9 protein-coding genes are annotated in these 6,097 nt (G+C 32.5%); 2 read left to right on the forward strand and 7 right to left on the reverse strand.

Annotated elements, in window-relative coordinates; genetic code table 11:
- Positions 1-47: 47 nt before the first annotated feature.
- Together hpf and G5B32_RS16500 are read right to left on the reverse strand one after the other, a co-directional pair.
- Positions 48-389, reverse strand: coding sequence for a ribosome hibernation-promoting factor, HPF/YfiA family (hpf, locus tag G5B32_RS16495; protein ID WP_165292594.1), 342 nt, complete (start codon positions 387-389; stop codon positions 48-50).
- A gap of 14 nt (positions 390-403) precedes the next feature.
- Complete coding sequence (locus tag G5B32_RS16500) at positions 404-1,285, reverse strand: tyrosine-type recombinase/integrase (protein WP_165292595.1); 882 nt, start codon at positions 1,283-1,285, stop codon at positions 404-406.
- A 194-nt stretch (positions 1,286-1,479) separates the two neighbouring features.
- Here G5B32_RS16500 and G5B32_RS16505 point away from each other — a divergent pair, with 194 nt between their 5' ends.
- Together G5B32_RS16505 and G5B32_RS16510 are read left to right on the forward strand one after the other, a co-directional pair.
- Positions 1,480-2,379 (forward strand): DUF72 domain-containing protein, encoded by a 900-nt coding sequence (locus G5B32_RS16505; protein WP_165292596.1) that lies wholly within the window; start codon positions 1,480-1,482, stop codon positions 2,377-2,379.
- Between the two features lie 3 nt (positions 2,380-2,382).
- Positions 2,383-2,769, forward strand: coding sequence for a VOC family protein (locus tag G5B32_RS16510; RefSeq protein ID WP_165292597.1), 387 nt, complete (start codon positions 2,383-2,385; stop codon positions 2,767-2,769).
- 6 nt (positions 2,770-2,775) lie between these two features.
- Here the strand turns inward: G5B32_RS16510 and G5B32_RS16515 are convergent, their stop codons facing one another.
- The 5 genes from G5B32_RS16515 to G5B32_RS16535 form a co-directional block, all read right to left on the reverse strand.
- Positions 2,776-3,126: a TM2 domain-containing protein gene (locus tag G5B32_RS16515; protein ID WP_165292598.1), complete on the reverse strand. Its 351-nt coding sequence runs from the start codon at positions 3,124-3,126 to the stop codon at positions 2,776-2,778.
- The gene (locus G5B32_RS17755) at positions 3,113-3,418 is read right to left on the reverse strand and encodes a DUF2752 domain-containing protein (protein ID WP_165292599.1); all 306 of its coding nucleotides are present in this window, start codon (positions 3,416-3,418) and stop codon (positions 3,113-3,115) included. Before G5B32_RS17755 ends, G5B32_RS16515 begins: the two co-directional genes overlap by 14 nt.
- Positions 3,419-3,460: 42 nt before the next feature.
- Positions 3,461-3,994, reverse strand: coding sequence for a thermonuclease family protein (locus tag G5B32_RS16525; protein ID WP_165292600.1), 534 nt, complete (start codon positions 3,992-3,994; stop codon positions 3,461-3,463).
- Between the two features lie 32 nt (positions 3,995-4,026).
- Positions 4,027-5,013 carry a hypothetical protein gene (locus G5B32_RS16530; RefSeq protein ID WP_165292601.1) on the reverse strand — a complete coding sequence of 329 codons (987 nt, stop codon included), beginning with the start codon at positions 5,011-5,013 and terminating at the stop codon, positions 4,027-4,029.
- 15 nt (positions 5,014-5,028) lie between these two features.
- The coding region (locus tag G5B32_RS16535; protein WP_206366941.1) for a hypothetical protein at positions 5,029-6,097 on the reverse strand (1,069 nt) is incomplete at its 5' end.

Consider the following 6,097-nt stretch of genomic DNA (forward strand, 5'->3'; position numbering starts at 1 on the left):
GCAGTCCACTTCAACATCCCTTTCCTATAAATCATTTATTTAAAAAACTAAAACTCTTCTTCGCTTGACAACAGTTCTTTGTGATTACTAACTGCTGTACGAGTCTTCGTTTTATGCTTGTTAATCTGTCTTCTTAAGGATTCGACTGCAACATCAGTTGCCTCTTCGAAGCTTTTCGCCTGAGCTTTAGCGAATAACTGTGTTCCTGGAATATTAAATTTCAATTCCACAATTTTGTTGGCTTCATCTTCCACATTTTCTAGTCGTAAGTAACATACCCCTTCAATGATATTATCCAAAAATTGCTCTAATTTCGCAGTTTTTCTTTTAATAAAATCGATCAATTTTTGATCAGCATTGAATTTAATTGATTGCACAGTTACGTTCATGTTTTCCTCCTTTTTTAAGCTTTTGGATGTGCTTGTTTATAAATATTTTTTAATCGTTCTACAGAATTGTGTGTGTAAATCTGCGTGGCAGACAATCCTGCATGTCCTAATAACTCTTTAATCGCGTTCAGATCAGCTCCGTTATCTAGCAGTGATGTAGCAAAACTATGTCTTAATATATGTGGACTTCGTTTTTGTTGCGATGTTATAATACTTAGATATTTATTTACCACTCGATATACCAGTTTAGGATAAGCCTTCTTCCCTTCTTTTGTAACGATCAAATGCTCTGAATTATTTTGTAGTTTACTTTCTTTTTTCTTTTCTAAATACTGTTTAAGTTCATGGATCAATGTTGAATACATCGGAACAAACCTTAATTTGTTCCTCTTACCTAATATAAGGATTTTTTTATTGAAAAAGTCAATATCCCGCTCTTTTATTTCTAACAATTCCGCTAAACGTATCCCCGTTCCAAACAGCAATTCTACTATTATAAAATCACGGCTATTTTCGAAAGAATCTTCCATATCTTCCATCTGTTCTAACAGCACCGTCATTTTCTCCTTCTCTACCACAACAGGCAACTTCTTTCCTACTTTCAAGGCTTTAATCAAATGCACTGGATTGCTGATTGATAAAGATTCACGCTGAAGATATTTATAATATGATTTAAGAACAGAAATAGCACGGTTTACCGAAGTAGCTGTTTTTCCTTTTTCCTTCATCGTAGCGAAGTAATAGCGGCAAAATTTATAATCTACCTCTTCGAAATGCATTCCCTCAGCTTCTAAAAAATCTAAATACGATTGCACTTCGGTATCATAGGCCGTAATGGTATGTGCTGAATAACGCTTCTCGTACTTTAAAAAATTAATGAAACTGCTTTTATACATAGATATTGTTTAACATCAATCAATATAAATAATATCAAGTAATATAACTAGATTAACGATTAGATTGTTTACGAAAACTCAAATAAAACTTTTCTTGGAGAAAAAAGTGTGATAAGATGAGCAAAACATAAGAATATCGATGTGATTTTGAATATAAAAAAGCTTTAACCTATCTTTAGGTAAATATTAGAGATATGAAATTCGGACAAGTACCAGATCCTTCAATTATAGATTTTACCATTCCTCCAACACCGCCGGAAACTATTGCTTTATTGAACGAAAATAAAGATGATAATCCGATAGAAGTTTACGTTGGATGTGCCAAATGGAATAAGACTGACTTAAAAGATTTTTATCCTAGAGGTACAAAAGATGAACTGGCTTATTATTCGACCCAATTCAATTCTATCGAGTTAAATGCTACTTTCTATAATTCCCCAAGCAAACAGCAAGTAGAAACTTGGCGTGAAAAAACGCCGAAAGATTTCAAATTCTTTCCTAAAATTCCGCAATCCATTAGCCATTTTTCTAGGCTTTTGAACACGGATGAGAAAGTAAAAGAATTTGTGGATGCTACCGTGCTTTTTGAAGACAAATTAGGAATGGCATTCTTACAATTCATCGACAATTTCAAACCGAAAGACTTTGATAGATTAGAAAAATTCCTCAAAGAATTCCCTAAGGGCTATCCTTTGGCTGTTGAGGTACGTAACGAAGAATGGTTTAAGCCAGAGGTAGCAGAAAAATTCTATAAACTGTTGGAAGAAACTAACAAAACCAATGTTTTGGTGGATACTGCTGGAAGACGCGACATGATGCATATGCGCTTGACTACGCCGACAGCTTTTGTACGTTATGTAGGAGCAAATCACCCTTCGGATTATACGCGATTAGATGAGTGGATTGAAACCATTGTCGAATGGAAAAAAGCAGGGTTACGACGATTATATTTCTTTATTCACCAAAATGTAGAAGTAGAATCACCTCTACTAGCTGCACATTTTATAGAAAAATTAAATAAAGCTATCGGAACAAATCTTCCAATACCCAAGAAACCAGACGATCCTAAAAAAGGTGGCTCTACTTTATTTTAATATATGAAGCTCAATAAAATACACCATATCGCAATAATTGTAAGCGATTACGCAAAGTCTAAACATTTCTACACTGAAATCTTAGGCTTAGACATCTTGAAAGAAACCTTTCGCGAGGCACGAAATTCTTACAAGTTAGATTTAGCACTAAATGGTCAATACATTATTGAGCTTTTTTCTTTTCCTGATTACGTTTCTCGCCCCTCTTATCCTGAAGCTTTAGGATTAAGACATCTTGCTTTTGAAGTGGATGATATCGAGCAATCAGCTTTTGAGCTTCAAGCGCACAATATCCCCACAGAACCTATTCGCATAGACGAGATAACAGGTAACAGATTCTTTTTCTTTACCGACCCAGATTGTTTACCGTTAGAATTTTATGAGAAATAAAGTTGATTAGCTAATAATCTGCATAACTTCTCCGGCTACTTTTCTATTGTATTCGTTCGTCATACTCTTGTGATTAATTAAATCTACAATAGTACCGATTAAACAAAAACCACCTGTTAGAAAATATACGATTCCCATAGCTATTTGTCCCAATACAAAGCGCTGCACTCCAGCGATGATGATAAGGCCTAATAATGTATAAATAAGAATTTCCTGAGCTTTTTTACGTCTAGTGGCATAGATTTGTACGAAACTGCGCAATTGGGTTTCATTAAGGTTAGCCGTGATTTGATTGAGGTAGATTAATTCATCATTAGAGATATTATCTAAATGTATGAAAGGATTAAATTGTGTCATTTTTAGGTTTTATGAGTGTTAAATAATTTTTAGTCAATTGAATTATGCGGTAAATTAGAACAGCAAAGACAGGAAATCCCAACCAATGCATTTTAAAGGAAGCATGTACCTGTCCATGCATTAATAAACTTACTGACCGAGCAAGCCCACAACCTGGACACCAACTAAATCCCAGTCCATGAATTGGACAAATCGAAATACTTTCTTTATCTATCTGAAGATTATAAAGCCAAATAAACGCTCCTAACCATATTAATAGTTCAAGCGGTATTTTCTTTATCATCATAGGCATAATACTAACTAAGTTAGAGAGAAAAGAAAAATAAAACAATAGCTATTGAATACTGTCTTTCCAAATTCCTAATGCATGCTCTCTAGCATATACTTGCGCTTCATAAAAGAGATTCTCATAAGTAATATTAGGCGGAATAGTCATCAAGGTAGCATAGCCTTCACGAATTATCTTCTCATTTAGGAAGGTACCGTCATTAAGATAAGCATAGGCTAATGTTCTTCCATATCGGTCTAAAGAATCGATATCAAATGTCAATTTGATATAAGGATTACTAGTCAGTATACTATCCACGTATGCTTTAGCATGCGCACCGAACGGATGCTTCTTTTTATTGAAAACGGATTTATTCTCGGGAGCATCTATTCCAATCAAACGAATCTTCACGCGATTTCCTTCATGATTTAATACCCAAAAAGTGTCTCCATCCACAAAAGTATCTACTTTGAATATGGTGGGATTGTGATACATTTCCCGTTCAAAATTCTCTTCAAAAGGAACAGTACTCGAGGAATAGTTCTGAGATTGGCAATAAGAAAGCAGAAAAGTAATAAATAGTAATAAGTGTTTTAGCATGATATTAATTTAGACAACAAAGATAGCTCTCATTATAACTTTTCCATGAAGCTTTTTACTAACGCATAACCCTCATCTTTCTTTTTCACTGCTTGATGAACTTCTACCATATCTGCACCTGATGCTGTCAACCATTCTTTCCAAATTAATTTCATTATTTGAAAATCAGTTGGATGATGTTTCGCTACTCCGTTTTTATCTAATGACCTATCAATCATTTCTAACACTAATACATTTACCCCTTTTAAATCATTTGTAGTTTTGCGAAGTAAATACTCCTGATTAGAAAGAATAAACTTCTCTAAATCTTTTTGTCCACTAGCATTATATTCCTTTCTAATTTTAGTTATCCGTTTAGGATCAAATACATATCCATTTGCCTTATTTGCATTTTCAATATATCCATCAGTAAATAAAACAACTACATTCTTATATCGCTTTAAAACAATAGGATCAAGAACTGTACTCGTAGGAGAAGTAATATCTTCTAATTCTCTTAATTTTAAAGATGTTGTGATAGTCTCATTAAAGTAATTCCACAAATCAGCTCCTGCTGAATTATTTATGGAATAATTATAAATACTTCTGACATTGGATTTAAATAGATAAATATCTTTATCAATACTATCCCTTAAATAAGATGCAGCTTCAGCCAATTTACCTTTGAATCGCAAAAGATTAATTTCTAACTCCTCAGGCTTACAAACATCTGAATTATTTATAGTCGATTTATTAATAAAATCAAACTTGTAAATATCCCATTGATTCAAACTGCGACCTTTCAAATCAACTAATACTTTAATATTATCCAAAATATTCGATAGAATCATGGTGTCATGAACAGGTTTTGGATGAATATTTTGATTAATTCTATTAGATAAATCTGGAACTAATAATACGTTATAATCATTAACATACACAGTATCTCGCTTAGCATTCTCATTAGTATTGCTACTGGACCCACAAGAAATTAAAAAAGTTAATAAAACAACGCTTAAAAGAAAATTTTTTATACACATATCAAATATAGATGACTAATTATTAACTGTTAAAGAATCTAATTTTAAGTCCAAAGACGAGTCAACTTGCCAATGCATAGACTTTAGCCAATTTTCAATTTCTTGTATGGCGTCTTTTGTTTTTATTTCGGCTAATTGTACGGCGTAGAATTCGTATAAATATTTACTCCAGCCTTCCATGAAAATATTACATCTGTTTTCCATTTCAGATTTAGAAATTGGCAGTTTGTCGTTATCAATTTGACTTTTATAAATGTTAGAAAAGTTTATAATTTTTTCATTAAATGAATTTAAGAGTTGTCTTAAATCATTTATTTCGTCAGTATGCTGTATAGGTAAGATTTGAAGTCTTTGTTTCAAACTACTCAGATCTGCATTCAACACTAACAAGCTAGCTTTTAATTCATCATTATTAGCATAGATATTCTTAATATCATTTTCATATTTCTCAATATCCGATTCCAAATTGACAATAATTTGCTTGGTAATAGCTTCTTGATGTGTTTGATTTCTTTTATTTACAGAGGCAATTAGTTTATTAAATACTTTAGAAAACAAAAATAGGCCCAAGGTTCCTAAAATAAACACCAGCCAAAAGTTACTAGTCCCTAACATATCTACGAATGTAACCTCCGTAAGTTCTCTACTATGTTTTAAATTTTCAACTTTATTGATATTAATAGCAACTTTATATGCGATAAAAGCATCCACCACTAGGATAAATAAAAGACCGCCAAATTTATTGAATAGCTTAGATAATATATTGGTTCGGGAATTATCACTCTTGTTTATCTCCTCATCCGAGGAATTAGCTAAATATTCGTACATGCCTAACCCTAATGGAATAGAAACAAATAACATCAAAAATAAGATTCCCCCTGTACCTTTTTTCCAAATATTAGTAATTGCATGAGGATTGAAAACTTCCGGAGTAATCACATTTCCCCCTCTTAGAGCTTCTGCTATAGCCTCTTCATTTGAGAACATAAAAATATATGCTACTGAAGAATAAAAAACAAAAATATATGAGATTAATAAGAATAAAAGAACACAAAGAATGACAGATTTTACCCAATCGATCGAG

Source organism: Sphingobacterium sp. SGL-16, assembly GCF_011043515.1.
Lineage (GTDB): Bacteria > Bacteroidota > Bacteroidia > Sphingobacteriales > Sphingobacteriaceae > Sphingobacterium > Sphingobacterium litopenaei.

What these genes read in the sequence shown, in the direction of transcription:
- hpf (WP_165292594.1), bottom strand. Translation starts at nt 389, where the DNA reads ATGAACGTAACTGTGCAATCAATTAAATTCAATGCTGATCAAAAATTG.
- G5B32_RS16500 (WP_165292595.1), bottom strand. Translation starts at nt 1,285, where the DNA reads ATGTATAAAAGCAGTTTCATTAATTTTTTAAAGTACGAGAAGCGTTAT.
- G5B32_RS16505 (WP_165292596.1), top strand. Translation starts at nt 1,480, where the DNA reads ATGAAATTCGGACAAGTACCAGATCCTTCAATTATAGATTTTACCATT.
- G5B32_RS16510 (WP_165292597.1), top strand. Translation starts at nt 2,383, where the DNA reads ATGAAGCTCAATAAAATACACCATATCGCAATAATTGTAAGCGATTAC.
- G5B32_RS16515 (WP_165292598.1), bottom strand. Translation starts at nt 3,126, where the DNA reads ATGACACAATTTAATCCTTTCATACATTTAGATAATATCTCTAATGAT.
- G5B32_RS17755 (WP_165292599.1), bottom strand. Translation starts at nt 3,418, where the DNA reads ATGCCTATGATGATAAAGAAAATACCGCTTGAACTATTAATATGGTTA.
- G5B32_RS16525 (WP_165292600.1), bottom strand. Translation starts at nt 3,994, where the DNA reads ATGCTAAAACACTTATTACTATTTATTACTTTTCTGCTTTCTTATTGC.
- G5B32_RS16530 (WP_165292601.1), bottom strand. Translation starts at nt 5,013, where the DNA reads ATGTGTATAAAAAATTTTCTTTTAAGCGTTGTTTTATTAACTTTTTTA.